The organism is Halobacillus ihumii (genome assembly GCF_902726645.1).
Classification (GTDB): domain Bacteria; phylum Bacillota; class Bacilli; order Bacillales; family Halobacillaceae; genus Halobacillus_A; species Halobacillus_A ihumii.
In genome coordinates, this window is record NZ_CACVAO010000001.1 from 74287 (window position 1) to 99814 (window position 25528).

Below are 25528 nucleotides of genomic sequence, written 5' to 3' on the forward strand. Positions count from 1 at the left end.
GTCGCTATTTTTCGCTAAATAGATTGTATCAAAAAACTACCCCCTCTGACGATAAAATTGTCCAGAGAGGGTAGTTGCTTAAAATAAACCTGTTATCAAACCAGCATCTGTAACATCCATATGTAAAGCGGCAGGTTTCTTAGGGAGCCCTGGCATCGTCATTACTTCACCTGTTAAAGCTACAATAAAGCCAGCTCCTACTGATGCTCGCAATTCTCGTACTGTTACTGTAAATCCTTCAGGCCTTCCCAACAATTCAGGATCATCCGATAGAGAATATTGAGTTTTTGCCATACAAATAGGGAGATTGTTATAACCGTCTTTGTGTAATTGCAGGAGTTGTTTTCTAGCTTTTTGAGTAAAGTCCACGTGCCTCCCACCATAGATTTTAGTAACAATTTTATGGATCTTCTCTTCAATGGAGTCTTCCAGCTCGTAGGTATAATTCAGAGTGTCAGTTTTCTTCTCACAGCTTTCTATGACTTTTCTGGCTAACTCTATACCCCCTTCTCCTCCTTTAGAAAAAACATCTGCAAGCGCGACCTCCACACCGTTAGAGTTACACCAGTTCAGAAGGAAGTCGAGCTCAGCCTCTGTATCTGTCGGGAATTTGTTGACTGCTACTACGAATGGCAAATTGAATTGCTCAATAGTCTCAATATGTTTCTTTAAATTTGAAATCCCGTGTTTTAGTGCTTCAACATTTTCTTCTTTAAGGTGATTTTTGTCTACCCCGCCATGCATTTTCAATGCTCTTATAGTTGCCACGATCACTACTGCAGCTGGTTCAAATTCCCCTGCACGTGTCTTAATGTCTAAAAATTTCTCTGCTCCTAAGTCCGCGCCAAATCCTGCCTCCGTCACAACATAGTCCCCAAGCTTAGCGGCGATTTTCGTTGCCATTACACTATTACAGCCGTGGGCGATGTTAGCAAAAGGACCGCCGTGAATAATAGCAGGAGTATTTTCTAACGTTTGGACAAGGTTAGGTTTAATCGCATCCTTTAACAATAAGGTTAAAGCACCTTCGAATCCCAATTGATGGACAGTGACAGGTTCCTTACCGTATGTATAGCCAATAACAATCTGGGACAGCCTTTCCTTTAAATCATGAAGGTCGTTTGCCAAACAAAGAATCGCCATGATCTCAGAAGCTACTGTAATCGTAAATCCATCTTCACGCGGCACACCTTGCGCCGGACCTCCTAAACCCACGTTAACATGTCTTAAAGCTCGATCATTAATATCAAGGACGCGCTTCCATTCTACTCTTCTTGGATCAATCTGTAATTCATTACCTTGGTGTATGTGATTGTCAATGAACGCGGCTAATGCATTATTCGCAGTCGTAATGGCATGGATATCACCAGTAAAGTGAAGATTTATTTCCTGCATCGGGACAACTTGCGAATACCCTCCTCCAGCTGCTCCTCCTTTTATGCCCATTGTAGGTCCAAGCGAAGGTTCCCTTAACGCAATAATCGTTTGATGTCCTAAACGATTTAAGGCTTGGCCCAAACCGACAGTTACCGTTGATTTCCCTTCACCCGCGGGAGTTGGATTAATGGAAGTTGCTAAAATGACTTGGCCAGCAGGTCTGTCGGATAATTTATTCAGTAAACCGTCCGATAACTTCGCCTTATAATGCCCATATGGTTCGAAATCATCGGCTTCTAATGACAGCTTTGAAGCAATATTACGAATAGGTTGGATTTCAGCCTCCAGAGCAATATCTATATCTGATTTCATTTGTCATTCCCCTTCCTTTTTCTGATTATTTATAGTATAACTCATTCAAGAGGAGCTTTAGAGTATTTTCCAAAATAAGATAATTAAATTTTCATACAATTAACATCATACATATTGACTGCAATTTCAAGATACGATATATTATTTTATAAGCAAATAAGATGAACGGAATGATAAAGGACAAGGCACTGCCCATAGACATGTTGGATTTTATTATTCCATGTGTCTATGGGTTTTTTGTTTATCTTACTTTGTAATTTTTCCACGTTTTACGTGCAAGATTTAGGAGGAAATGTGTTATGCAAAATGGTTCAGTAAAATGGTTTAATGCAGAGAAGGGTTATGGATTTATTCAAGTAGAAGGCGGAGACGATGTATTTGTTCATTTTTCCGCTATTCAGGAAGAAGGTTTCAAGTCCCTGGAAGAAGGCCAGGAAGTAACCTTCGAAATTGTCGAAGGGGATCGTGGACCTCAAGCATCTAATGTTGCTAAACAATAAATATTGACTATAAGCGCCATACTAAAAAGGTTGGCGCTTTTTTTATTGAAATAAATAAGAAATAACCGTATAATCAATGGCTGTTGCAGCTTTTCTGCAACATTATTCCATGTAAATATAGGAGGGCTTCTCGGTGAGTAATGAATGGTTATGGCTTGTATTTGCCCTTTTAAACTTCACCCTGTTACTCGCAATCTACAGAATGTTTGGAAAACCAGGGTTATTCGTATGGATTGGTATGGCAACAGTCATCGCAAATATACAAGTCGTTAAAACGATTGAGTTATTTGGCATGACCGCAACATTGGGGAATATTTTGTATGGGACAGCGTTTTTAGCGACAGATATTCTAAATGAAAAGTATGGAAAACAAGATGCTAAAAAGACTGTATGGATGGGGTTTTCTACATTAATTATTATGACGATTGTGATGCAATTATCCATTCAATTTATTCCTGCTGAAAGTGATATAGCCCAGCCTGCATTAATGACTCTATTTGGCATTGCTCCCCAGATTGCTGCGGGAAGCTTATTAGCTTTTATAGTTAGTCAATATTTTGACGTTTGGTTTTATGACAGGTTAAAGAAGTTGTTTCCAGGTGATCGTTCACTATGGATTAGGAACAATGGAAGTACGATGATTAGTCAGCTCTTAGACACGGCTATTTTTTGCGGAATCGCATTTTACGGTTTGTATCCCTTTGACGTGTGGTTGGAAATCTTTCTAACGACGTACTTCATTAAATTTATTGTGGCAGCGATGGACACCCCATTTATGTACGCAGCAAAAAGAATCAACCATAGGGAATCCAATTAGGAGGGGTAATAAGTGATTGAAGTGTACACGGACGCATCTACTATAGGAAATCCTGGTCCGAGTGCTGCCGGGATCTATATTAAGCAAAATAAACAGCACTTTGAATATGGAGTATATCTCGGGGAGTATACGAATCACGAAGCAGAGTTTTTGGCAGTCATTAAAGCCCTGGAAATTTGCCAACAATCTTTTGCAGGTGAAATTCTATCAGTAAGATCAGATTCGCAAGTCGTTGTATCTACTGTCGACAAAGGGCATACGAATAATCCAGCTTTTGAGCCGCTGCTGCAACACATAAATAGCTTGCAAGAACCTTTCTTTTTTGTATTTTATAAATGGATTCCGGAAAAAACCAATAAACATGCAGACCGTCTCGCACGGGCTGCGCTTAAGAGAAGCTAACCTAGTGCAAACCCTGGTTAGTTTTTTGATGTTGAATCCAGCCCTCGCTCCTCTAATGCTACGTAAGCTGATTTTTTGGAAGTGATTGCCGGCGATGATAGATGTTCCAATACGCTTATAAAAAAACTAGGATCAAATGTATGCTGAAATTTGAGTGTTTCTTTTAGTGCAAGCATAACCTTCCACTCCTCGACATTCGTTGAGTTCTTTCCGAAATAAATGAAATGAACATCTTCATCTGAAAGCTTAAATCCTTTTGACCACAAATCTTCCAGGTAATAAGCCAATGATTCTTTTTGCCTCATAATACGCTCCTTGTAACTAAATTATCTCAACAATTGACATTCATCGACAAAACTCTCCCCTGTCTGCATTCATTATAACAAATAAAAGCCAGGTTGTAGTTACCTGACTGAAATGGAAAGCTAATCGGGTGTTGCATGTTAAATCACTCTTTTTTTAGTTCGGAATCTAGCAACTTCTAATACCGATTGAGCAGAAGGTAAACCAAACTTAGCTAATCCCCAGACCACCAATCCTGTATAGACACATACGACCCCTAAGATCCATAACATCATCATAATACCACCCCTAATTGATAATGATTTTCATTTATAATTAGAAGTGTATCAGATACAAATTTATATAGCAATCATTCAATTTAAATTTTCAGAACCTTTACGAAGTACTCGTTCTTCCGCCGGGATCCGGATGGCTAATACGAAAAGATGTAGAAGGGGAAAAATCAATGCAGTAAGATAAGCATGAAACATTAAAGGGATGAAAAACAATTCCAAAAATACAACAACATAGTTCGGGTGCTTTACATATTTATATGGCCCCCTAGAAACAAGAGGTTCTTGAGGAATGACGATAATTCTAGTGTTCCAGCGCCTTCCTAAGCTTGTGATACACCACACTCTCAGCAACTGGAGAATAAGAAACGAAATAAAAGCAACCGGGAACAGCCAGCCTATTTCATATTCAACTGTTTGCCACTCCACAATAATAGCTAAAAAGAATAACGAGTGCAGGCCAATAAATAGCGGGTAATGGCCTGATTCAAATTCGACACCTCCCCGTTTAAGCATCCAGGCTTTATTCGATCGGGCTATCACTAATTCTGCTAATCTTTGAAGAACGATGAGGCCAAATAGTAACCCAAGCATTTAGCTCCACTCCAGACTTACAAGTTCGGATGTAAAGCCAGGACCTAAGGAAGCCATAATAGAACGTGTTTTTCGGTCAGGATTACTTTTCATAGCTTGCTCAAGCACAAAATGAACGGTGGGAGACGACATATTGCCATGGCCTCTTAAAATATTTTTGGAAAAGTCCAACGCACTCTTAGGCAGATTCCACACATCTTCATAGGCTTCCAATACTTTTTTTCCGCCCGGATGTGCAACGAGAAAAGGAAGCTGCTCTATGTCCCAATCCATCTGCTGAAGAAAATCTTGAACATGTACAAACCAAAAATTTCGCACTAGGTTTGGAATGCTCTTGTTAAATACTACTTCAAACCCTGTGTTCACGACCTTCCATCCCATTACTGACTGACTTTGCGGCTTCGTTCTTGTGCTTACATGCTCTATTTTGGGGACAGTAGCGGTTTGGCGACCAACCAAAGGGGATGCCTCTCCTGCCATTAAAACAGCGGAAGCGCCATCTCCAAATAATGCAGTTCCCACAAAATTGCTCACACTCGAATCATTGGGCTGAAAAGTTAAACTGCAAAGTTCAACACAAACGACTAACACGTTACTTTTCTTAGCCCCTTGCAAGTATTCATGAGCTTTAGCTATTGCACTCGTTCCCCCTGCACAACCAAGCCCAAAAATTGGCGTCCGTTTGATTGATTGTTTGCACCCTAACTCGTCAATTAGATAAGCATCGAGCGTAGGAGTCAAAATACCCGTAGAGGAAACGACGATCATGTGATCGATCAGATTTGGATCTATTGCTTGCGTAAGAAACTCTTGGCTGCTCAAACATTTTCTAATCGCCTGTGCACAATATCGGAGGGCACTCGCGTGGTAGAGTTCGTTACTTTCTTTCAGCGAATGCCCTTTTTCGTACCAGGATAATTCAGCTGATAATTGACGCCGCTCTATATCAGCATGTTCAAAGATCGGCATCAGCCTGTTTTTCTCATGATTTGACATGGGAAAAACACGATGAACAAGCTTTTGAATTTCTGACTGTGTATAATGATAATCAGCGGTTTGAATACCTGTTGAAAGTATGTAGGACATGTGAACACCTCTTTTTACCTTAAGGTGCCCTATTTAGTGATATTTATCATTTAAAAACCGTATATAGTCATTCCTCCATCGACAAAAAGCGTCTGTCCTGTCATGTAGTTTCCAGCATCGGATGCTAAAAAAACGGCAGCACCAGTGATTTCTTCAAGTTTCCCGATACGTTTCAAAGGTGTTCTGTCTAAAATATCCGCAACATAATCTTCATCATTTAATAACTGTTCTGTCAAAGCGGTTTCAAAATACCATGGACCGATGGCGTTCACATTAATCTGGTCAGAACCCCACTCCAGCGCCAGGTTTTTGGTCATTTGGATTAATGCACTTTTGGTCATGGCATAAACAACACCTGTCCTTAATGCGGTATGGCCGCCCACTGAAGAAATATTAATAATTTTACCCCTTTTCACCGGCTTCATAGTTTTAGCAGCATATTGAGCTAAGAAAAAGGCGCTTTTCATATTGGTAGAAATGATCTTCTCCCACTCTGCCTCTGATACATCCTCTGCCAGGCTTCTAATATTCATCCCAGCATTATTCACCCATATGTCGAGCGGACGACCATCACGAATGTCGTCTACTTCTTCGATGATGCTATCATAGTCGTTGACATCAGCTTGTACAGTCCAAGCTTTCTGCCCATAGAATTCTATTTCACTTTTTGTGTTTAGTAAGTCCTGTTTATTTCTGGCGATTATTATTACATCTGCTCCGGATTGAGCAAAAGATATGGCTGTAGCCCGTCCGATCCCTTTTGTTCCACCTGTGACGACAGCTAAGTTGTTATCTAATCTGAAATTTGGTAAGTACATAGGAAACCTCCTGAAACTGAATATTCAATATATTTTTACTTTTTCCTAATTCTTTACATTTACAATAGTTACCATTACACTGTATTTTGTGAAGATTATAAAAAGGGGGAAACAGAATGAAGAAATGGTTGTTTGCTATCGGATTGACCGCTGCATTAGTTTTGGCTGGCTGCGGAAGCTCTTCTTCTGAAGAAGAAAGTACTCCAGGTGCTGAAGAAACGAGCAGTCAGGAAAATAAAAGCAATGAAATGACAGTAAAGAAAGAAATACTTAATGAACAAATGAACATGGCAAATACTTTCAGACCACAACATACAAAAATCGCCAACTACCAAACGCTTGTGGCTGACGAAGAATCCACTTCCAAAGCCATAAAAACCGCGGGCAAGGAAGCCCTAACAGCAGCGAAAAAAGCAGCTGATTCAGTTGAATCTTACAAAATCAAATCTGACCTACCAAAAGAAATTAAAGCTCAATATGAAGAGGCATTGCCCTCTCTTAAAGCTTACTATTCCGAAGTAGGTAAGGCTCTTAATAAGAGTATAGAGAATGCCGACTTTACTACGGCCGACGAAAAGTTCGATAAATTTCAACAGAAACTCGATGGTGTTTATAAAGATGCAGGCCTCCTTGCAACTGATTTAATGGGTGAATTTTCATAATGAGTGTACCCGGCTGTTCCCTGAACAGCCGGGTATTTTATTTATAACTTATATATATCCTGATACTTATTAGTTAAATAGGCTATTAAATAGTCAGGATTTAAACCCTCACCCGTCACATCATTGATCATTTCTAACGGTTTTTTCATCTTACCGAATTTGTGGATGCGCTCTGTCAACCACTGTTGAATTTGCTTGAAATCTCCTTTTTGAATCACATCATTGAAAGATATTTCCTGCTTCATTGTATGATGAAGTTGGGCTGCATACATATATCCTAGTGAATACGAAGGGAAATAACCAAAATCTCCTCCAGACCAGTGAATGTCCTGCAAGACCCCTTCTGAATCATTTTGAGGTGTAATACCGAGATATTCCTGCATTTTCTCATTCCATAAACCTGGTAAATCTTTCACTTCGATTTCGCCGCCGATTAATGCTTTTTCCAACTCATAGCGAATCATAATATGAAGAGAATAAGTAAGCTCGTCGGCCTCGATTCGGATCATTGAAGGTTTTACTTCATTCACTGCTCTATAGAAGTCCTCTAGGCTGGTGGAAGAAAATCGATCGGGGGCGTGTCTTTTAAACAGCTCATAGTGATTTTGCCAAAATGGCTTACTCCTCGCAACAAAATTTTCCCAAAATAGTGATTGAGATTCATGTATCCCCATAGAGGTTCCAGTGTCAAGCGGAGTAAATGCTAAAGCTGGATCAATGTTTTGCTCATAAAGGGCGTGTCCTCCTTCGTGAATCGTACCGAACACAGCCGTCCGAAAATCTTTTTCATCATATTTTGTCGTTACACGAACATCATTAGAATTTAGACCAATTGCAAAAGGATGAACGGTTTCATCTAAACGTCCAGCTTCAAAATTATAACCCATGCGTTTTAAGATTTCGTGGCTGAAGGCTTCCTGTTTGTCCTTAGGAAAATGCCCTTTTAATAAAGAAGGATCAGGTTGGTCTGAAGCCTGTTTAATTTGTTCCAACAATCCGGTTAGTGCTTTGCGAACCTTCGGAAATACTTGATCGAGCACTTCAACAGTAACCCCTGGTTCATAATTGTGAAGCAGTGCGTCATATTTATGATTATCATAACCCCAGTAATCTGCGAAAAGACGGTTATAAGAGACAAGTTCCTCTAAATATGGCTGGAAACCCTTGAAATCATTAGATCCTTTAGCTTCAGCCCACATAGATTCTGCTTTAGATTGTAACGTCACATAAGCTTTATACTCTTCTGCAGGGAGTTTCACAGTTCGTTCATAGCTTTCTCTGGCCTCTTCGACGGCTTTTTGTATAATTGAGTCAGTTGAAGCATCAGTCAAAGTATCTAAGTACTCTTTCATTTTTTCTGATGTTTGTATTTCATGAACTTTTTGAGATAACACACCTATTACTTCTGATCTTTGATCGACTGCTTTTTTAGGTGCTTTTGTGCGCAAATCCCAAGCCATTAGTCCAATTGCTTCTTCATAAGAAGCTTGTTCTTTAAGCAGATTCTTAAACTTTTGTTCAATTGACTGGATCATAGCTCTCCCCCTATTACCTTTTCAAACTGTTAAACGATTAATGACAAATTGGATCGACATTGATCACCATGACGAAGTTATCTTACCTTTTTCCCAAAATACTGGTAGTAATCCGTTTTAATGAAACCATTAAAGAGCTTACGCTTCTTCGTGGCCTTCTTTCCATATAACGATTCAAAGTTTTCATGAGACGTGAGGATGTAAGTGCTCCAGGACGGATAATCTCTCATAATCACCCCTAAATCACGATACATCTCTTCGACTTCTGGCCGATCCCCCATTCTTTCGCCATAAGGAGGATTGGATATCAGATAGCCATTTTCCTGTCTCGGGCGAAAATCCTTCACTTGCATTTGCTTCCATTTTACAAGGTCACCAAGTCCCGCTTCGATAGCATTGTTTTGTGCAATTTGAATCATGTCGTGGCTAATATCAGATCCGGTGATATCTAACGGCTGATCATAATTAGCAAAATCCTCTGCTTCCTCGAAAGCCTGATCCCAATTATTCTGTGATATAAACTCCCAGTTTTCTGATGCAAATTCACGATTGAATCCAGGTGCAATATTTTGACCGATTAGCGCCGCCTCTATCGCAATCGTTCCTGACCCGCAAAAAGGATCCACAAATGGCTCGTCTGGATGCCAATTAGTAACTTGAATTAACGCTGCTGCTAATGTCTCCTTTAAAGGGGCCTCCCCTTGACCAACACGGTAGCCTCGTTTATGTAAGCCGCTTCCGGATGTATCAAGAGTGAGCAAGGCTTCATCTTTATGTATAGCAATTTCAACGCGGTAAAAGTCACCCGTTTCCTTCAAAATAGAAGCTACCCCGTATTTTTTCTTCAACCTTTCAACAACCGCTTTTTTAACAATTGATTGGCAATCAGGCACACTATAGAGTTTAGATTTAACTGACTTACCAACAACCGGGAATTCTCCATCTTCAGAAATAAATGACTCCCAGGGAAGGGCTTTCGTTTTTTCAAACAATTCATCAAAGCTGAAGGCTTTAAATTTGCCAACCAGCAGCTTTACACGATCAGCTGTCCGAAGCCATAAGTTAGCACGAGGAATGGCAGATACAGGGGCAGTAAATACAACACGGCCATTCTCTACTTGTATATCTTCATATCCTAAAGCACGAACTTCACGTGCGACAATTGCCTCAAGCCCCATCGCAGCTGTTGCAATTAAAGTTACATTTTGTGACATGTTGTTCCTCCTATAAGTAAAAATAAAAACACCCTTCCTCCTAGCATGCTGGCTTAAGAAGAAGGGTGTTATTTCATGTTGATTCATTGACCTTTGAATACTCTGTAAGCCATGTTCTGTTCCATCGTACTGCAAACGGCGGTCAACCTCGTACTCCGGTGGTAACCATCTATCTGCCGCTTATCGCGGCCTTTCATCAGGTTGAATTCCCTTCAAAAAGTGCCCCTACCTTAATTTGGGTTGCTCGCTCGTGGGGTTTACCTCGTTCCACCCAAAATATTTCTATTTTGGCTCCGTCACTGTGGCACTTTAAAGGTAGCGACCCCCTATCCGATAAGGACTTAGGTGTCTTCCCTGCCGTTAACTTAAAAGTTACCCTGACTTATGGTTTCGTCAGGCACGAACACTACAAACATCTCAGTTTGTGCGAGCATGGACTTTCCTCTGCCTCACAAAAGTGAAGCAGCGATTACCCGAGTATTCAAATGTACATCAATCTTATGCGTGGCTCGTTAAACAGTCACGTTCTCATAGTATACCAAATAGAACTTGGGCTGTCACCCGGTAATTATAGGGATTTACTCTTCTGCATACTTTTTACCAAATACCGCCTTTTCCAAGTTAGACACTCGCTTTAAGATATCATAATTAACCTGATGATTATTATTCGTTACCTGTCTTGATCGCTGCGGCGGTGCTGCTTCTCTTGTTGGCGATTTCTTTAAGCGGTCATTTTCCTGGATCAGTCTGTCTATCTCTTTGTTAAATGTTTCATAATCCTGAATCACTTGATCCAGAAATTCATCCACTTCTTCCTGATTGTACCCACGCATAGAAGTCTTAAAGTCTTTTTCTAATATCGTTTTTCCATCCAAATTAAACTTTTCATCACTCATTACTCTCACCTCTGTTCAACACATTACTTATATTTTTTCAAAAGCTGGCTTCAATGTCAATTTAATCTGCATTAAATTTACTAATTATTGACTCCAGAATTCTGGATTTCTCATGCGTACCTCTTCGACTGTTTCTTCTAAATCTACTGGAGTTATGTAGATTAGATCATAGGAATGGTGTTCCAAATAGGTTTGGACAAGGTTTAGGAAATATTTCGGCGTCCCGGGGGTATCTTCATCATAAAGTACCATACAGCCATCTGAATGTTCGATAAGGAATTGATCCCTCGCACGAAATTGGTAAGGTCCTTCATATTCCTTCTCATAAATCGGCTTATAAAAATCAGCTAGTTCTGTAATTTTATCATAAACAAGCTGAAGTTGATCAGGCCATTTGGAATGTTGGTTTTGAAATGGGGGGATGACACCAAGCTTGATGGGGTATTCCTCTTTAAGGTCTACTATAACTTCCGCTGCCCAGAGCTCCACGCCCATCTGACCAGAAAGTATTACCCACTCAAGACCTTCTTCTATTAATTGAACTAACCTTTTCTTAATCGCTTCCTTTACAAAATCAACTTTAGGATCATCATGTTTAAATATACCCATTTCCATAGGCTTGTACCCGGTTATAACCATTGTTCTCATGTCATCACTCTCCCTCCCTATTGTATGATAGTTTTTCCTAATATTACACCCTTATTTCTGTGGAAAAACAAGTAGTTTAAAATTACCTTAAGGGATACCTTCGGGGATTTCGTGCAAAAATAAGCCACTAAAAAATTAGTGGCTTAGACTTTATTCTTCTGGCATATTAAACGGTTGAGGCGGCATAGGAATTGATGGCATCGAATCCATTTGTCCCTGCATTTGCCCCTGAGGCATTCCCATCGGTCCTTGTTCCATTTGGGCATCCATCCAGTTATACCCCTCCGGTTCCATACCTTGAGGCATATAATGATCCTCTACATTATAATTGTTCGTTTGTGAAACGGTGTGTGGGAAGTAATGATAATTATTTAATAAATGATGATTTTGTATCGTCAAATGGGATGGGTGGATATGGTCCATATTCTCCACAAAGTAATTATCTTGCACACAATGATGCACTGGGTAAATAACCGGGCGACAGTGTCTCACATGAGGACATTGACGATGAAACATTTGTAAATCACTCCCTTATGTCTTTTCCTAACAGCCTATGTCACAAATGCTGAGATTGTACTGGGCATATACCCGAATATCTACAATTATCGAACAAAAACTATACAATCAAAAAAAAGACTGTCCATTTATAGACAGTCTTTAAATTTATTTCGTTTCCTCCTGCAAATCATTAGAAGAAAATGAGAATGGCAGCAACTCTTCCATAGAGACCGTTCTCGTGTTTCCATGAAGGTTAGTTGTGTGAATCTTCCCATCTGGATTAAAAAACTCACTCATAACTTGACGACAGGCTCCACACGGTGGAACCGGACGTTCCGTATCTGCAACGACAGCTATTTCCTTAAACTCATGATGTCCATCGGCTATGGCTTTAAATATCGCCACTCGTTCAGCACAACAAGTTACAGGATATGCTGCATTTTCAATATTACAGCCTGTATATAAGGTACCATCCATCGTAAGCAAGGATGCTCCTACCTTAAACTTGGAATAAGGAACATAGGCTCGTTCTCTTATTGCTTTTGCTTCTTGTATTAATTTTTCTTTGTTCAATCAGGTTCCCTCCCTCATATTGGGAAGACTATTATAAAAGATTGCACACATTTTGTAAAGCGGTTTCACCCTGCTGTACCGCTATTTTTCCAAATCATTTAAGACCATATCCAGAACATAGTGGGAAGATTGATGCAGTTCTTTAAAACGCTTCCTTTCTACATCATGATAATAACTGTGTAATATCAACATTTCCATATTCTCATGGGTGGATTTTACCTGATTGGGATGCACAGATACACTGCGACTTTTCACAAATTCCTCGGCTTCTTCTAACCATTGACTTGTCAACTCAAACATGGGAGCCGTTTCGCTTTTCACTTTATGAAAAAATTCCAAGCTTTTTGTATCTGCTGGATACTCAGTTTCTATAAATTGTTCATGAAGATCATCAATCATCTGTTTAATCTTTATTGTAGTTTCTTTAAGTGACATTTATCTTCCAACACACCTTTTTCCTCAACCATACCATTTATAAGCTGCTTTAATCAAAAACTTACCCTACAGACCTACGTCTGGCAGATGCTGCAAACTTTTTTACGTGTAATTGCTGTTGTTCTTTTCTTACCTCCTTTAACTGATCTCGCAGGCGCAACACTTCCTCTTTATAGAGATCAATTTCTTTGCGGTGTGATACTGCCATTGTAAACACTGCTTCATCCGCTTTAAGGGAGATTCTTTTATCCATCTGGGAGAACTTGTTCCTCAACAGGTCCAGCTGCTCTTCGTACAAGGCCATGGAAACAACAGATTGTTTATCCATTCATTATCCTCCTTCAAAAGCTTGTTAAGGTTAAAATTCTCCTTCCCCTGCATAACTCCTTCCCACATGACAAGACTAGAACTAATGCTACAAAACAACCTACCTTACGTAAGGTATCGACACAAGAATGTCTTAATCATGAACCCTATCCCCAATAAATAAACCATGATTATGAAATGTCGATTTATTGTCAAATATTATTTATAGGACTCAGCCTATGATGAAAGGAGGCCGCATTCAATGCCTAAGAAGAAGCCAAAAGAAAAAAAGAAACCCACTCCGGCTAAAACTGATAACCCTAAGTTATCAGGGGAAGACCGCCCATCCACTTAACCATAAAGGGAGGCGCTTATGTTTATTAAATCCCGCCTCCCTTTCCCCCATAAAACTCTTCTTCTGTTCGAATTTATGTGTTTGGTGCAGCAAAAGGTGTAAAAATTAAGGATTATTTGTTGTTATTTGCGGGAAAAAGTATAATAGAGTGAAACTTCATCGTATCCTAAAACGTTTAATAGGATATGAAGATGCTCCCCCATATTTCTGTTACACTTGGCGGCTTTTTTTTGGTATGATACCCTCATGGCATTAGGGAGGGAAGTACTTTGAATTATCCCAATGGAAGAAAAGGCGTAAGCCAGAAATCGTTAAAACAAGGGAAAACAAAGGCCACTTTTAGTAATAGAGGTATGACCTTAGAAGAGGATATTGCATTAACCAATGACTATTATAGACACGCAAATATTGCAGTTGTACACAAAAAGCCGACACCTGTCCAAATAGTAAATGTAGACTATCCAAAAAGAAGTGCAGCAGTCATTAAAGAAGCATACTTCAAACAAGCTTCAACAACGGATTTTAATGGAGTTTATCGAGGTCGTTATATTGACTTCGAGGCGAAGGAAACAAAGAATAAGACCTCCTTCCCTTTAAGCAACATCCACCAGCATCAAATTGATCATATGCGCGCATGTGACACTCACGGAGGCATATGCTTTATTATTGTCAAATTTGCCGTATATGAAGAGGTTTATTTTCTACCCGCAGTCAAACTTTTTTTGTATTGGGATGATCAATTTCAAGGCGGGCGAAAATCAATTCCCTATGAGCATATGAAAGTTGAAGGAGAACTCCTCCCCTTTCATTATCAAGCAAGGGTTGATTATGCTGCTGCTTTAGATAAGCTCTATTTTTGAATTGGAGGAAGAGCAACATGGCCAACGAAAGCCAATCAAGAAGTGCAAGACGAAAGCAATTAAAGTCGAATAAAAAAGGAACGAAAAAACCTACCTTCAAACGTATCGTAATGATTCTCTTGACGATAGGCATCGTTCTTATGATAGCCGTAGGCGGCTTATTCACCTATTACATTGTAACGGCACCTGAATTAAATGAAGAGCAATTATCTGATCCTATCTCGTCAAAACTGTATGATAAAAATGGTGATTTTATAACGGACCTAGCCGGCGAGCAAAGAAGAACTAAAGTTAGCTATAACGACCTTCCACCTACACTTATTGACGCGGTTTTAGCCACCGAGGACGTCCGATTCTTTGAACATATTGGAATAGATTTCAGACGTATTGCCGCCGCTATCATCGCGAATATTAAGGAAGGATTTGGGGCTGAAGGTGCCAGCACTATAACACAGCAAGTTGTTAAACGTTCCTTTTTATCAAGCGATAAGACATTAAAACGTAAAGTACAGGAACAGTATTTAGCTATTAAACTAGATCAGGAATACTCCAAAGAAAAGATTTTAGAAATGTACCTTAATAAAATTTATTATGGACAAGGTGCCTATGGGGTAGCTGAAGCAGCTCAAACTTATTTTGGCAAAAACGAATTAAGTAAACTTACATTGCCAGAAATAGCTATACTAGCGGGATTACCGCAACGGCCTTCTGCCTATAACCCATATAAAAATCCAGAACTTGCGAAACAACGAATGAGCGTTGTACTTAGTCTGATGGTCCAGCATGGGAAGATTAGTGAAGAAGAGGCTGAGAAGGCAAGACAAACGAATGTAGAAGATTTACTAGCTGAACAGACTGAAAGAGAGTCACCATATAAAGCATTTATCGACCAGGTTCGAGAAGAAGTAGAAGCAAAAATGGATGGTGCCAACATTTACAAAGATGGCTTAAAAATCTACACAACACTAGATCCTGAAGCACAGAAATATGTTGAGCAAATGCTTGGAAAAGAAAGCACGATTAATTGGCCAGATGAAAAAGTTGAAACTGGTATAGCAGTGACCGATACCCAAACAGGTGCTGTTCGAGCTATTGGCGGCGGTCGAAACTATAAAGAGGGTAACTTTAACTATGCTACGGACACCCAAAGACAGCCAGGATCAACCTTAAAGCCAATTACAGCTTATGGTCCAGCTATTCAATATAATAAACTGTCAACTTATCATCAGATCAAAGACGAACCGATAGATATTAACGGGTACTCCCCTAATAACTATGATGACAGGTTCCGTGGATGGGTAAGTATGCGTTATGCTCTCAGTCGTTCCTTGAATATTCCGGCTGTGAAAACATTGCATGAAACAGGTATTGATAAAGCACAGAAATTTGCGGAAGGACTAGGCATTAACTTCAAAAATGATCAGATGTATTTAAGTGATGCGATCGGCGGGGGAAATGCAGAAGTTAGTCCACTACAGCTAAGCGGTGCATATGCAGCGTTTGGAAATGAAGGAGTTTATAACGAACCGTATACAGTTAGAAAAGTAGAGGTTCCAGGCCAAGGAACGGTTGACTTAAAACCTGAACCTAAATCAGCCATGAACAGCTACACGGCTTATATGGTTACATCCATGTTACAAACAGTAATGTCAGAAGGTACAGGAACAGCAGCCAATGTCCCAGGTCTTCCTGAGGCAGGTAAAACGGGTACAACCAATAGTGAAACCGACGATGGGACTGACATTGTTCCAGATTCTTGGTTCAGCGGTTACACAACAAATTATTCGATATCGGTTTGGACTGGTTATCCAAAGGGATACCAGGATTTATCCGAGGCAACTCAAGATATCCCTAAACAGCTGTTTAAGTCAGTTATGAGCCATATTTCAGAAGGAACAGAAACAAGCGACTTCCAAAAACCCGGATCCGTTGAAAAGGTTGAAGTAGAAGAAGGCTCACGCCCAGCTAAACTACCTAGCCCATATACTCCGGAGAGTCGTATAGTAACAGAATTGTTCCACGTTGATAATACACCGTCTCAAGTTTCTCAAGTATTTCAGAAACTAGAGCCAGTTCAAGATTTGTCAGCTTCCTATGATACGGAAGCACAGGCGATTAACCTTGAATGGGGCTATGAAGAACCTGAAGGAGTCTCATTTGAAGTAACGGTATCCATTGATGGCGGAGAAGCAAGACAACTTACGAGAACGAAAGATAGTACGGTGGAAATCACGAATGCTCAACCTGGTTCTACCTATGAATTTACGGTAACTGCCGTAAGTGATAATGAGAATGCAGAAGACAGTGATCCAGCTACTGCTAGTGTAGAAATTCCTGCTGAGGATGGAGCCGAAGAAAATCCTGAAGAGGAGAATCCTGAAGGTGAAAATCCTGAAGATGAGCAGAACAACGAAGGCAATGAAAACAACGGTAATCAAAATGGTAACAACGGTAACAATGGTAATAACGGTAATAACGAGAATAACGGTAATAATGGTAGCGGAAATGGTAATGAAAGTGGAGATGGTCAAGGAAATAATGGCGGAAATCAAAATGGCGGAGACCAAAGTGAAGACGATACCGGTTCTGGAGAAGGCGGGACCGGGGACTCCGGCTCTGGAGGTGGCTCCTCCGAGGATGATAACACTGGAGGAGATAATTCAGACGGTGAGCCTGGAGGAACCGAGGGTGATTCCGGCCAACCACAAGAGCGTGAAGAACCCGCTGCGTAAATAACGCAACCCCCACTGTATAAGACAGTGGGGGTTTTTATGAATAGAATTATATTTATTTTAGCAATTGACTTACACGAAAACTCCCGCTTGGAAAGCTCAGTGTAAGTTAACTGCGTGGTTTTTCCTAACACTTTGAAAAGAGGCGGGAGATGAACCTTCTACTTTTTCCTCATTCGTTTCTGCCCTTCCCTGCAAAGATGCAGCAACGGACACTCCTCACACTGAGGACGCTGCGCCTTACAATGATAGCGTCCGAAGAAAATCATCCGATGATGGGTATCACTCCACTCTTCTTTTGGAATTTTACGCATCAACGTCTTTTCAACCTCTAATACAGAATCTTTATACCTGCAAATAGCCAGCCGCTTTGAGACGCGCTCAACATGCGTATCCACCGCAATAGCTGGTTCCTGAAAGGCTACGGAAGCTACCACATTCGCTGTTTTTCTTCCGACACCTGCTAAGCTTTCAAGCTCCTGCTTCGTCGACGGCACTCTACCATCAAACTTTTCAATGAGGGTATGGGAGAGCTTTTGAATATTCTTAGCTTTATTTCTATACAATCCAATAGATTTGATGTCATGCTGTAACTCCTCCAGAGGAACGGCTAGATAATCCTCGGGACTTTTATACTTCCGAAATAATTGTGGAGTAACCTTATTAACTAAAGCATCTGTAGCCTGAGCTGACAATACAACAGCCACTAGAAGTTCAAAAGCATTGCTGTGAGTCAGTTCACATTCAGCGTCAGGAAACATTTCTTCAAATGCATCTAGACATTCTCTTATTTGACTTTTATTAAGCATAACGTTTCTCCTATAAATCCTCCTCTAACCAATTATAGTACAACGATACATCTCTTTTTGGCTTTGGTTTGGAAGAGGAAGCATTTTTTACTTGGCCTTGTCTGAATTGCTTGCCATGCTGACGAGCCTGGTCAACAGTTTGGATTCCTTTTCGCTTCCACTCTCTTAGAATCCGGTCGATATATTTAAAGTTAAGTTTCCCCATCAACACAGCTTCTCTTAATGCTGCTTTTATAAGAGCTGGTGCTTGTTCTTCCTGATCAAGCCAGATATTAATATTCTCTATTTCAAAAGGAGATAATGGCCGGCCGAACTCTTGCTCGAATAAAGGAAATAAATTTTCTGTCTGCTTTTTGTCATCTGAATAGGAATTTGTACGTTCCGCAAATAATTTTTCCCATAGCGGCTCTAAGGAATAAGATTCATTTATGACTAATTGTTCACTGTGTTTCTGCTCGATCGTAACGAATTGTTTTTGCATCAATTTTCTTAATACCTTAGAACAGTCCTGGCTTGAAAAAGAAAGATATTCAGCCAATTGTTCAGGAGTAGGAAAAGGATTCCCCTCCAGGTAAAAACGGTGAATTTGCAACAAAACAACAAGCTCATGCTCGTCCATTCCTAATCGCCGATATTGCAGTAACAACTGTTTCGGAATCATCATTTGGTGATTGATGATGTCCTCGAACCTTTGATATTTCGCCAAGGTGTTCACCTCATTCTGTGGTGGTTATAGAAGGAAAAACACCGATAGCTAAAAACATAACGTATCGGTGCTTCTGCTCTATTAAGGATATAGTCGATTCAATAAGCGAGGGAATGGAATTGTTTCACGTACATGTTCCACACCAGATATCCATGCTACTGTTCTTTCTAATCCTAGTCCGAAGCCTGAATGCGGTACACTCCCATATTCACGAAGTTGCAAGTACCATTTGTAGGCATCCCCCGTAAGATTGTGCTCTTCGTAACGCTTACGCATGAGCTCAAGATCATCAATTCGCTGAGAACCTCCGATAATCTCACCATACCCTTCCGGTGCAATTAAGTCAGCACATAATACAACCTCAGGACGATCAGGGTCTGGTTTCATGTAAAATGATTTGATTTCGGCAGGATAGTTCGTAATAAATACTGGCTTTTCATAACTTTCAGCAATTGCTGTCTCATGTGGGGCCCCGAAATCTTCTCCCCATTCGATATCCTCAAAGCCCTTCTCCTTTAAGAGATTAATTGCTTCATCATAACTAATTCTAGGAAAAGGTGCTTTAATCTTTTCAAGAACATTCGTATCGCGCCCAAGTGTTTCCAATTCTAGAGCACAATTTTCAAGAACAGCTTCCACCACATGGGTCACATATTGTTCTTGAACTTCCAGACTATCATCATGATCCATAAAAGCCATTTCCGGCTCAATCATCCAGAACTCGATTAAATGACGGCGAGTTTTTGATTTTTCTGCTCTAAATGTTGGTCCAAAACTAAATACTTTACCAAAGGCCATAGCTGCTGCTTCCATATACAGCTGACCACTTTGGGACAAGTATGCATCTTCGTCGAAGTATTTAGTATGGAATAATTCTGTAGTCCCTTCTGCAGAAGATCCAGTTAGTATCGGGGGGTCAATTTTGACATAATTATTCGTATTGAAAAATTCATAAGTTGCTCGAATAATTTCGTTTCTAACTTTCATCACAGCATGCTGTTTTTTAGAACGCAGCCACAGATGTCTGTGATCCATTAAAAACTCTGTCCCGTGTTCCTTAGGCGTAATTGGATAATCTACGGCTTCATGAATCAATTCAAAATGGTTCACTTGTATCTCGTACCCAAAAGAAGAACGAGAATCTTCCACAATTACTCCAGTGACGTAAAGGGAAGACTCCTGAGTTAAAGCTTTCGCCTCTTGAAACTTTTCTTCTCCGATATCATTTTTAACTACGATGCCTTGCATAAATCCTGTACCATCACGCAACTGTAAGAAAGCGATTTTTCCGCTTGATCGTTTATTGTGGAGCCATGCCCCGATGGTTACTTCTTCGCCCACATGATTTGAAACTTCTGCAATTGTCGTTTTCATGAGATTCCCTCCAAGCTAGTTAACTATCTGATTGATTTTTTTCGACAAAACGCTTTAAACGTTTAGCAGCTTCCTCTAATTGATCGATCGATGTGGCATAGGAAAGCCTTACATTCTCCGGTGATCCAAAACCAGATCCAGGTACAAGAGCCACCTTTTCTTCTTCGAGCAACGTGGTTACCCATTCATCTACCGTATTAAAACCGCACTTTTTTGCAGTTTCTATTACGTTAGGGAACAAATAGAAAGCGCCTTTTGGCTTCTCGCATGATACACCTGGTATTTCTAGCAGCCAGGTATGTAAAGCATCCAATCTTTCATGGAAGGCCTGACGCATCTTTTTCACCTCTTCGTTTGAGCCTTTGTAAGCTGCTAAGGCTGCATATTGGGAGATTGAGGTAGGATTAGATGTCGAATGGGAAGCCATATTTGTCATAGCCTTAATGATCTTAGCCTGTCCCAAAGCATAGCCGATTCTCCAGCCCGTCATAGAATGGGATTTTGATACACCGTTTATAATAATTGTTTGTTTAAATAATTCATCTGATAACTGTGCCATAGACACATGTTGATCGTCAGAATAAATCAGTTTTTCGTAAATTTCATCGGAAACAATTAAAATGTCATGCTTCACACACACTTCACCAATCGCTCGAAGTTCATCCTCTGAATAAATCATACCAGTCGGATTACTAGGGGAATTGATGATAACAGCTTTTGTTTGTTTAGTAATCGATTCCTCAAGCTGTTGAGGTGTAATTTTGAACTGATTTTCCTCTTTTGCTTTAACGATAACAGGGGTGCCTTCTGCCAGTTTGATCTGCTCAGGATAACTTACCCAATAAGGGGCCGGAACAATGACCTCATCTCCCTTATTCAACAATACTTGAAACAAAGTAAATAAGGCATGTTTTGCACCTGTGGTCACAATGACCTCATCGGTGGAATAATTCAGATTATGATCATCTTTCATCTTTGACAAAATGGCCTTTTTTAAATCGGGGATTCCTCCTGAAGGTGTGTATTTCGTCAAACCTTCTTCCATAGCGTCTGCTGCTGCAGCAATAATATGATGAGGGGTATTAAAATCCGGTTCCCCTGCTCCGAGGCCTATCACATCATGTCCTTCTGACTTTAGTTCTTTTGCTTTAGCAGTTATCGCCAATGTAGATGATGGTGTAAGTGTTTGTACGCGCTTAGCTAATTCCATGAAACTCATCCCTTCGTTTAAGTTTGAGGCTGGCGAAATGCAAATCTTTGAATCGGCTCGCCGTTCTCAGCCTTTACATATTCTAAAACATATCTTTGATTTTCATCGATATAAGTAAGTTCCCATGCTGGGCTATTCTCTTCATAGGCAAGTTGTATATCTAAAAATGAGCAACTGGAACAGTTAGCCTGCAGCTCTTTTTTTAATTGATCAGAGGAGACCATGTTGCTGGTATTGATTGTTGTAAGCACCTTCATATTTTTAAGATTAATAAAGGCAGCCAATTCCTCATCACTTTCAGTTTTGCCGCGAACGATATGGATTGGCCGTTCGCCGTTGTAACTCGTTACCTCTGAAACATTAGCAATTTTCGTCTCGGATAAAGCCAGACTTTTAGCTTCACTATATCCTTCAGTGTGATTGCTCTGGATTTGTACATACATCCATGTTAGTAAACATCCCGAAAGTAAAATCAATAGACCGACGATTAAAAGAACCCATTTCAGCCAGCTAGGTGCGGTATATCGTGAAGACTGCTGTTTCGTTATCATCTTCATCTAGAGCGAGTCCAAACATTAAATTTTGTTCTTTCAGTGTACGGTTAAGTGTATCAACAACCTTATACAGATCGTCTGATTTCTGAATCCTTACAGTTGAAAGGGTTTCGATCTTGTTTTCCATATTTACATCCCCCATCGTCTTTTCCAAGGTTCTTCATCGGTACATACGTAAAACATTATAACAGGAATTATACTTAAATTAGAAAGAGTTTCGGTATTTTCCTTCATAACCACTTTTCCATATCCTGAACTAACTTAGATGTCGATTGATAAGTCAGCGGAATTTCGGGAATCGAGGAAATAAAATATTTTCCGTATTTAGCTTCAATTAATCGCTGGTCACATACAAAAACTATTCCGCGGTCGGTAGTCGAGCGAATCAATCGTCCAAACCCTTGTTTAAATCTTAATATTGCGTGAGGAAGAGACTGTTCCATAAATGGGTTAAGGCCCTTGCTCTTCAGTCTGCTATCCCGCATGATCTGAGCTGGCTGATCAGGAGGGTCAAAAGGCAGACGGGCGATTACTAAACATGATAGATCATCACCGGGAATGTCGACTCCTTCCCAAAAAGAGCTGGTCCCTAATAAAATCGCCTGGTCAAAAGTTTGGAAGTTCTTTTTCAGACGATCTCTGCTGCCACTCGAGATTCCTTGAGCAAATATCATAAATTCCTCAGGAGCCGCTACCTCCTTGAGTAAGTAATAGGTTTTTTTCAACATCTCATAAGACGTGAATAAAACAAGCATGCGGCCGTTTGTGACTTGAGCTATTGAATAAATCGCTTCGCTTATAGAATAGATGAATTCTTCTGTCTCTGTCTTAATACTAGGAAAGTCATTTGGAACCATAAGCCTTACATGCTGTTCATAATTATATGGGGATGGGATAGATAGTTCATGCAGGTCATCCCTCGTTTCTAATCCTAAAAGCCGCTTCATATAATTGAACGACCCGTTCGTGGTCAAGGTAGCACTCGTTAAGACTACACTCTTTTTTGTTGCATATAATTTTTCATTTAATTGGTCAGCTACGTCTAAAGGCTCACTATATAAATAAATTGAGTTAGACGCCCCATCAACATCAATTTCAATCCATTTCACCTTATCCCCGCCGAGATCGAAAAAGCTTTCTAATTGGTGAATAATGGTTGAACACATCTCTGCATGATTAATCAGCCTCTGCCTTAACACCTGTACTTCTTCATTATGGTCACTCGTAACTATTGATTCGAGGACCTCTATTAAAGCAGCTGTCTCTCTTTTAATGGAGTGAATAGGTGCGAGAAACCTATTGGTCATTTCGTAACTAGTGTAAACAAACTTATCGTCATTGGATTCTTTAAGTAGATATTGAACGCGGCCAACATCACTTTTCGATTGCTTGTTATTACGAACAGATTTTACCTTTCGAAAGAGATATCTCGATAAATGGTTTAACTCTTCTTTTGCTGCTTCTACGTAATGACTGCAGTGGTCGAGTTGTTTCTTCACATCTACATTGAGTGATTTGAATACTGCAGGGTGAAACAATTCATTAAATTGGGTTAACTGCCGCTGCAGCTCTTTGTAGTTCAAGCGAATACCAAAGTAACGACTGGCAACAGACTCTAAATGATGGGCCTCATCAACTAACAGCCGCTCAAAATCAGGAAGTTTCTTTTCATGACTAATCAGTTCTAAGCAAAGCAGAGAATGATTAGTAATGATTATGTCAGCCTGTGCAGCCTTTTCCTCTGCCCACTGCCAATAAGAGGAAGGGTCTTGTTTTACAGATTTCGTGTTTTTTGACGCTTCCGAGGAAATTTTATGCCAAAATTGCTGACCGCTTGAAGGCAGTTGAATTTCATCAATGTCCCCAGTACTCGTATGGGTTAACCATACTAAAATCATAGATTTTGTTAAGGAAATATCATAATTATCATGATAAGATCTTTCTAACTCATAACTGAAATGCAGCAAACTAATATAATGACTTTTTCCTTTATATAAGACTGCTTCAAGCGGCCGCCCTACTAATGCTTCCAGACGCGGAATTTCTTCTTCTAACAACTGATTCTGTAGGGAAGTGGTGTGAGTAGAAATCATAACTCTCTCTTTATGACTGATTGCATAATGTACGGCAGACAACAGGTAGGCAAGAGACTTTCCGATTCCAGCCCCAGCTTCTATCAAGGCATGCTTCTTCTCCTTAAAAGCCTTATACACGGCTTCTGACATTTGCTTTTGCCCATCTCTCGTTTCAAAGCGGCTTATAATTTGCTGTAAACCTTCTTTACCTTCATATGCATGATGAAGCCATTCACTAAACGGAGGCTGCTGATCTCGAGTAACTTTGGAATTCAACCGTCTTTTTTTAATTGGAATCCCATAGTGAATATCAAATTTGTCTACAACTTGATGATTGTATCTGTTTTTCTCAATAGCATTTTCGATTAAGGATCTCATATCACTCTTGAGATTATCTGACAATCTTAACAGATGCACCAGTGTCCGTTCAGGTAATCCCTCTAATTCAGTTAATAATATCGTGAGCAAATCAGCTGTTACTGCAGCATCAGATAATGCACGGTGTGGATTATCGTGCCCTATATGCAAAAGCTGCGCCAGTTGTCCTAATTTAAAACTTGGTGATTCGGGCAGAAAAATGCGGGAAAGTTCAACTGTATCTATTAATTTATTATGTAAAGCAGAAAAACCGCACCGCTTGAATTCCTCATTAAGAAAACTTAGATCGAATTCAATATTATGGGCAACAATATAGCAGTCCTTCAATAAATGATATACGTCCTCAGCAATTTCCGAGAACAACGGAGCATGGATTAGGTCTTCATCTTTAATTCCTGTTAAGGATGTAATAAATGGAGGAATCTCGCGTTCCGGAAAGATCAGGCTGGAAAATTCTTTGACCGTCTTTCCCTCTTTCATAATTACGATACCAATTTCAATCATTCGATCCTGCTTTGATAATGCATTACCAGTGGTCTCCAAATCAACTATAGCAAAGGTAGACAAGTTAGAACCCCCCTTTTTCGTTCATCTTTTATGTATTCCAGCCCTGTTTAATTCAGTATTCACTAGTCTAAAACCATTCATGTAAATGAAATAACTATTTCTCTCTACTTCCAGTGAGCACTTCCTCATCAGCGGACTCAAAAAAGTAAGGACCTGAACCCCTGATAGGAGCTAAGATCCTTCCATACCATTCATACGAACTCCTAACTACAGAGGCATTGCTGTAAGCGGAGGCTCCTCTTCTAAAAGTTCAAGCAATTCATTACCTTCGCCCATAATCGCGATCTTAGGTTTAAAATCTGCTAATTCCTCTTCACTCAACATGGCATAGGAGACAATAATAACGATATCATCCGGCTGAACTAACCGTGCTGCTGCCCCATTCAGGCAAACAACGCCACTACCTCTTTCACCGGCAATAACATATGTTTCTAGTCGTGCACCATTATTATTATTTACGATTTGAACTTTCTCATGTGGAAGAATTCCCACACTGTCTAATAGGTCTTTATCAATGGTTATACTGCCTACATAGTTCAAGTTTGCTTCTGTGACCCGTGCACGATGGATCTTAGCTCTCATCATAGTGCGATACATGAT

The 25528-nt window shown here is 40.1% G+C and carries 28 protein-coding genes and 1 other RNA gene; 6 read left to right on the forward strand and 23 right to left on the reverse strand.

The window, feature by feature from the left end; translation table 11 throughout:
- Window positions 1–78: 78 nt before the first annotated feature.
- Window positions 79–1749 carry a formate--tetrahydrofolate ligase gene (locus G6R08_RS00390; protein WP_163526185.1) on the reverse strand — a complete coding sequence of 557 codons (1671 nt, stop codon included), beginning with the start codon at window positions 1747–1749 and terminating at the stop codon, window positions 79–81.
- Window positions 1750–2048: 299 nt separating this feature from the next.
- On the opposite strand from G6R08_RS00390, the gene cspD reads away from it, so the two are divergent.
- The 3 genes from cspD to G6R08_RS00405 all read left to right on the forward strand — a co-directional run bounded on the left by cspD (window position 2049) and on the right by G6R08_RS00405 (window position 3468).
- Window positions 2049–2249: a cold-shock protein CspD gene (gene cspD / locus G6R08_RS00395; RefSeq protein ID WP_163526186.1), complete on the forward strand. Its 201-nt coding sequence runs from the start codon at window positions 2049–2051 to the stop codon at window positions 2247–2249.
- A gap of 133 nt (window positions 2250–2382) precedes the next feature.
- Window positions 2383–3066: a queuosine precursor transporter gene (locus G6R08_RS00400; protein ID WP_163526187.1), complete on the forward strand. Its 684-nt coding sequence runs from the start codon at window positions 2383–2385 to the stop codon at window positions 3064–3066.
- A gap of 12 nt (window positions 3067–3078) precedes the next feature.
- The gene (locus G6R08_RS00405; protein ID WP_163526188.1) at window positions 3079–3468 is read left to right on the forward strand and encodes a ribonuclease HI family protein; all 390 of its coding nucleotides are present in this window, start codon (window positions 3079–3081) and stop codon (window positions 3466–3468) included.
- A 17-nt stretch (window positions 3469–3485) separates the two neighbouring features.
- Here the strand turns inward: G6R08_RS00405 and G6R08_RS00410 are convergent, their stop codons facing one another.
- From G6R08_RS00410 to G6R08_RS00430, 5 genes are all read right to left on the reverse strand, one after another.
- Complete coding sequence (locus G6R08_RS00410) at window positions 3486–3773, reverse strand: DUF6123 family protein (protein ID WP_163526189.1); 288 nt, start codon at window positions 3771–3773, stop codon at window positions 3486–3488.
- Window positions 3774–3911: 138 nt separating this feature from the next.
- Complete coding sequence (locus G6R08_RS00415) at window positions 3912–4049, reverse strand: hypothetical protein (RefSeq protein ID WP_163526190.1); 138 nt, start codon at window positions 4047–4049, stop codon at window positions 3912–3914.
- A gap of 75 nt (window positions 4050–4124) precedes the next feature.
- Window positions 4125–4637, reverse strand: a complete 513-nt coding sequence (locus G6R08_RS00420) for an isoprenylcysteine carboxyl methyltransferase family protein (protein ID WP_163526191.1) — start codon at window positions 4635–4637, stop codon at window positions 4125–4127.
- Window positions 4638–5723, reverse strand: coding sequence for a type III polyketide synthase (locus G6R08_RS00425; RefSeq protein WP_163526192.1), 1086 nt, complete (start codon window positions 5721–5723; stop codon window positions 4638–4640).
- Between the two features lie 50 nt (window positions 5724–5773).
- The gene (locus G6R08_RS00430) at window positions 5774–6541 is read right to left on the reverse strand and encodes an SDR family NAD(P)-dependent oxidoreductase (protein ID WP_163526193.1); all 768 of its coding nucleotides are present in this window, start codon (window positions 6539–6541) and stop codon (window positions 5774–5776) included.
- A gap of 116 nt (window positions 6542–6657) precedes the next feature.
- Here G6R08_RS00430 and G6R08_RS00435 point away from each other — a divergent pair, with 116 nt between their 5' ends.
- Window positions 6658–7203: a hypothetical protein gene (locus G6R08_RS00435; protein ID WP_163526194.1), complete on the forward strand. Its 546-nt coding sequence runs from the start codon at window positions 6658–6660 to the stop codon at window positions 7201–7203.
- Between the two features lie 41 nt (window positions 7204–7244).
- Here G6R08_RS00435 and G6R08_RS00440 read toward each other — a convergent pair whose 3' ends face one another.
- The 9 genes from G6R08_RS00440 to G6R08_RS00480 all read right to left on the reverse strand — a co-directional run bounded on the left by G6R08_RS00440 (window position 7245) and on the right by G6R08_RS00480 (window position 13330).
- Window positions 7245–8738 carry a carboxypeptidase M32 gene (locus G6R08_RS00440; protein ID WP_163526195.1) on the reverse strand — a complete coding sequence of 498 codons (1494 nt, stop codon included), beginning with the start codon at window positions 8736–8738 and terminating at the stop codon, window positions 7245–7247.
- A 77-nt stretch (window positions 8739–8815) separates the two neighbouring features.
- On the reverse strand, window positions 8816–9952 hold the full coding sequence (locus G6R08_RS00445) for a THUMP domain-containing class I SAM-dependent RNA methyltransferase (RefSeq protein ID WP_163526196.1): 1137 nt from the start codon (window positions 9950–9952) through the stop codon (window positions 8816–8818).
- Window positions 9953–10052: 100 nt separating this feature from the next.
- An RNA gene (gene rnpB / locus G6R08_RS00450) (RNase P RNA component class B) lies at window positions 10053–10433 on the reverse strand.
- Between the two features lie 97 nt (window positions 10434–10530).
- Window positions 10531–10848: a cell division regulator GpsB gene (gene gpsB, locus G6R08_RS00455; RefSeq protein ID WP_079530091.1), complete on the reverse strand. Its 318-nt coding sequence runs from the start codon at window positions 10846–10848 to the stop codon at window positions 10531–10533.
- 84 nt (window positions 10849–10932) lie between these two features.
- A complete protein-coding gene (locus tag G6R08_RS00460) occupies window positions 10933–11496 on the reverse strand; it encodes an SLOG family protein (RefSeq protein ID WP_163526197.1) in 564 nt (187 codons plus the stop codon).
- Between the two features lie 150 nt (window positions 11497–11646).
- Window positions 11647–12012: a CotD family spore coat protein gene (locus G6R08_RS00465; protein ID WP_163526198.1), complete on the reverse strand. Its 366-nt coding sequence runs from the start codon at window positions 12010–12012 to the stop codon at window positions 11647–11649.
- A 147-nt stretch (window positions 12013–12159) separates the two neighbouring features.
- Window positions 12160–12567: a cytidine deaminase gene (locus G6R08_RS00470; protein WP_163526199.1), complete on the reverse strand. Its 408-nt coding sequence runs from the start codon at window positions 12565–12567 to the stop codon at window positions 12160–12162.
- Between the two features lie 81 nt (window positions 12568–12648).
- Entirely contained in the window at window positions 12649–13002 is a 354-nt protein-coding gene (locus G6R08_RS00475) for a DUF1798 family protein (protein ID WP_163526200.1), read from the reverse strand.
- Between the two features lie 61 nt (window positions 13003–13063).
- The gene (locus tag G6R08_RS00480; RefSeq protein ID WP_163526201.1) at window positions 13064–13330 is read right to left on the reverse strand and encodes a hypothetical protein; all 267 of its coding nucleotides are present in this window, start codon (window positions 13328–13330) and stop codon (window positions 13064–13066) included.
- Window positions 13331–13932: 602 nt separating this feature from the next.
- Here G6R08_RS00480 and recU point away from each other — a divergent pair.
- The gene (gene recU, locus G6R08_RS00485; protein ID WP_163526202.1) at window positions 13933–14523 is read left to right on the forward strand and encodes a Holliday junction resolvase RecU; all 591 of its coding nucleotides are present in this window, start codon (window positions 13933–13935) and stop codon (window positions 14521–14523) included.
- Window positions 14524–14540: 17 nt separating this feature from the next.
- Window positions 14541–17255, forward strand: a complete 2715-nt coding sequence (locus G6R08_RS00490) for a penicillin-binding protein 1A (RefSeq protein ID WP_205439376.1) — start codon at window positions 14541–14543, stop codon at window positions 17253–17255.
- Between the two features lie 161 nt (window positions 17256–17416).
- On the opposite strand, the gene nth is transcribed toward G6R08_RS00490, so the two are convergent.
- The 8 genes from nth to panD form a co-directional block, all read right to left on the reverse strand.
- A complete protein-coding gene (gene nth, locus G6R08_RS00495; protein WP_163526203.1) occupies window positions 17417–18064 on the reverse strand; it encodes an endonuclease III in 648 nt (215 codons plus the stop codon).
- A gap of 10 nt (window positions 18065–18074) precedes the next feature.
- Window positions 18075–18770, reverse strand: a complete 696-nt coding sequence (locus tag G6R08_RS00500) for a DnaD domain-containing protein (protein WP_205439377.1) — start codon at window positions 18768–18770, stop codon at window positions 18075–18077.
- An 81-nt stretch (window positions 18771–18851) separates the two neighbouring features.
- Window positions 18852–20144 (reverse strand): asparagine--tRNA ligase, encoded by a 1293-nt coding sequence (gene asnS, locus G6R08_RS00505; protein WP_163526204.1) that lies wholly within the window; start codon window positions 20142–20144, stop codon window positions 18852–18854.
- Between the two features lie 19 nt (window positions 20145–20163).
- Window positions 20164–21354, reverse strand: coding sequence for a pyridoxal phosphate-dependent aminotransferase (locus G6R08_RS00510; RefSeq protein ID WP_163526205.1), 1191 nt, complete (start codon window positions 21352–21354; stop codon window positions 20164–20166).
- Window positions 21355–21371: 17 nt separating this feature from the next.
- Window positions 21372–21911: a cell wall elongation regulator TseB-like domain-containing protein gene (locus tag G6R08_RS00515; RefSeq protein ID WP_163526206.1), complete on the reverse strand. Its 540-nt coding sequence runs from the start codon at window positions 21909–21911 to the stop codon at window positions 21372–21374.
- Window positions 21865–22035, reverse strand: a complete 171-nt coding sequence (locus tag G6R08_RS00520; protein WP_079530103.1) for a YpmA family protein — start codon at window positions 22033–22035, stop codon at window positions 21865–21867. Before G6R08_RS00520 ends, G6R08_RS00515 begins: the two co-directional genes overlap by 47 nt.
- A 103-nt stretch (window positions 22036–22138) precedes the next feature.
- Complete coding sequence (gene dinG / locus G6R08_RS00525; protein WP_163526207.1) at window positions 22139–24928, reverse strand: ATP-dependent DNA helicase DinG; 2790 nt, start codon at window positions 24926–24928, stop codon at window positions 22139–22141.
- Between the two features lie 207 nt (window positions 24929–25135).
- Window positions 25136–25525, reverse strand: coding sequence for an aspartate 1-decarboxylase (panD, locus tag G6R08_RS00530; RefSeq protein WP_163526208.1), 390 nt, complete (start codon window positions 25523–25525; stop codon window positions 25136–25138).
- Between the last annotated feature and the right edge of the window lie 3 nt (window positions 25526–25528).